Annotated in this window: 1 protein-coding gene; it reads left to right on the top strand. The window is 46.5% G+C overall.

From position 1 onward, the window contains the following. On the top strand, positions 1-510 hold a 510-nt coding region (locus R7044_RS28240; RefSeq protein WP_225456411.1), incomplete at both ends, for a UvrB/UvrC motif-containing protein.

The raw sequence follows: 510 nt of genomic DNA on the forward strand, positions 1-510 counted from the left end.
CCTTACCCTGACTCTGGGGCGGTACGAGAAACGCTGCACTTGCTGCAAAAAATATTTCCTGTTAGACAGTGTGAAGATACGGTTTACTCCAATCGAACGCGCCCTTGCTTGATGTATCAAATTGGTCGCTGCGCTGGCCCGTGTGTGAGCTCGATTATCTCAGATGAAGAGTATGCAGAGCTGGTGGGTTTCGTCCGTCTATTTCTGCAAGGTAAAGATCAGCAAGTACTGAAGCAGTTGATAGAGAAAATGGAGGTTGCAAGTCAGCAACTTCGGTTTGAAGACGCGGCAAAGTTTCGTGATCAGATACAAGCGATAAGACGAGTCCAAGAACAGCAATATGTATCGGAAGACAGCATGGATGATATGGATGTGCTGGGTTTTGCGCAAGAGAACGGCATTGCTTGCATCCACATATTGATGATTCGTCAGGGTAAAGTGTTAGGCAGTCGCAGTCATTTCCCTAAGATTCCTCAAAACACGAGCCAACAAGAGGTATTCGATAGCTTT

It is taken from the genome of Vibrio sp. 1402 (assembly GCF_033340275.1).